At 49.7% G+C, this 1,778-nt stretch carries 2 protein-coding genes; one reads left to right on the top strand and one right to left on the bottom strand.

The features are described 5' to 3' along the window. Nucleotides 1-46 precede the first annotated feature (46 nt). The gene (gene tnpA / locus HMPREF3016_RS10670) at nucleotides 47-466 is read right to left on the bottom strand and encodes an IS200/IS605 family transposase (protein ID WP_080972578.1); all 420 of its coding nucleotides are present in this window, start codon (nucleotides 464-466) and stop codon (nucleotides 47-49) included. Between the two features lie 24 nt (nucleotides 467-490). On the opposite strand from tnpA, the gene HMPREF3016_RS02470 reads away from it, so the two are divergent. Continuing rightward, nucleotides 491-1,723 (top strand): RNA-guided endonuclease InsQ/TnpB family protein, encoded by a 1,233-nt coding sequence (locus tag HMPREF3016_RS02470; RefSeq protein ID WP_070739909.1) that lies wholly within the window; start codon nucleotides 491-493, stop codon nucleotides 1,721-1,723. Nucleotides 1,724-1,778: the final 55 nt, after the last annotated feature.

The raw sequence follows: 1,778 nt of genomic DNA, 5'->3' as shown, positions 1-1,778 counted from the left end.
TTATCTAGTTTTCTGAGAAGACTCCACCCTTTAGGGTGGAGATGAATCAGCTACCAGGGCGAGCCTGGGACTTCACATACTCAGCAATAACACTCAATGGGGCACCCCCAGCAGACCCCGCATAATACGAGCGTGACCACAAATGGCCACCCCATAAAAACGGGGTAATCTCAGCTTCAAAATCACGCCGAAGTACACGAGAGGAAACCCCCTTGAGGGAGTTCACGAGTTTAGAAACAGTCACGGTGGCTGGGTAGCGTACTAGCAAGTGAACGTGATCTGTTTCCCCGTTGAACTCATCTAGGGTTGCCCCGAAACTTTCACAGACTTCTCGCATGGTTCTTTCGCAGGTGGTGAGCATGGTGTTAGTGAAGACATTGCGCCGGTATTTAGTGACGAACACCAAGTGAACATGTAAATCCCAAATCGCATGTCTACCACGTCTTATATCAGTGGTATTATCCATGACACCAAGTATATAATAGGTGTTATGAGTCTCAAGCGTTATCGTTACCGCGCCTACCCCAAGAAAGGGCAAAAACAGCCGATTGCTGCCCTGTTTGGGTGTGTACGCGTGGTCTATAACGACGCTCTAGCCTACTCAGAGGAACAGTATAAAGACACAGGGAAGAAGCCCTCTAGTAAAGAGCTTTCTGCCCGACTCACTCACCTGAAACAGACCCCTGAAAAAGCGTGGCTGAAAGACGTTTCCGCTGTACCCTTACAGCAGTCCTTACGGGATCTGGATAAGGCGTACACTAACTTTTTCACCTCCGTGACAGGTAAGCGTAAAGGGGTTAGGATTGGTGCCCCACGGTTTAGGAAACGCTCATCCCGGCAAGCTGCTAGGTTTACATCCCAAGCATTCAAGGTTAGACAAACCACTCACGGGGTAGGTTTTGTGAAACTGCCTAAGATTGGTGAAGTCCGCTTCAACCTCTCACGTAACCTACCCTCACCCCCAACCTCTGTAACCCTGATCCAAGAAGCGGATGGTAGGTATTATGTGTCTTTCGTTGTCGAAAGCACCCCCGCCCCAGCCCCGAAGCCTACCGCCTACGCGGTAGGCGTGGATATGGGCTTGAAAGACCTAGCTATCGCGGTGAACAGTAACGGGGGAAGCACCGTCTTTGCTAACACTAGACCTCTGAAACAAGCCGAGAAGAAACTAGCTCGATTACAGAAACAACTCTCGAAAAAGAAAAAGGGTAGTAACCGTTATGTCAAACAACGACTCAGGGTAGCTAAAGCCCACACGAAAGTCCGAAACGTGCGAACCCATTACCTACACCATGTAGCGAACCAGATTGTTAACGAAAACCAAGTTATCACCCTGGAAACCCTCTCAATCACGGGTCTAGCTAGAACCCGGTTGGGTAAGAGTGTGTTGGACGCTAGTTGGGGACACCTCAACCGGTTGATTGAAGAGAAGGCTGCCGAACACGGTAGAACCCTTATCCGCGTGGATAGGTTCGCACCTACTACCCAGATCTGCTCGATTTGCGGTACACCTAATGGTAGAAAGCTGTTGAATATCCGTGAATGGGCCTGTACTGGGTGCCAGTCCCATGTGGATAGGGATTTGAATGCGGCGGTTAATATCCTACTCGCGGCAGGGCTTGCCGAGAGTTTAAACGAATACTGCGGAGATGATGTAAGACGTTTGTTAGCAAATGCTGTTGTTGTTGATGCTGTTCACCCACCGAAAGTCACCACAGCCTAGTTTGGTTGTAGTGACTGGTAGGAATTTACCCCGTTCACGGGGTAGAGGAAGTCAA

It is taken from the genome of Rothia sp. HMSC065D02 (assembly GCF_001815285.1).
Lineage (GTDB): Bacteria > Actinomycetota > Actinomycetes > Actinomycetales > Micrococcaceae > Rothia > Rothia dentocariosa.
This window is presented reverse-complemented; position numbering and strand designations above follow the sequence as displayed.

Bases quoted from the DNA above. Each gene is read 5' to 3' on its own strand.
- tnpA (WP_080972578.1), bottom strand. From the start codon at position 466: ATGGATAATACCACTGATATAAGACGTGGTAGACATGCGATTTGGGAT.
- HMPREF3016_RS02470 (WP_070739909.1), top strand. From the start codon at position 491: ATGAGTCTCAAGCGTTATCGTTACCGCGCCTACCCCAAGAAAGGGCAA.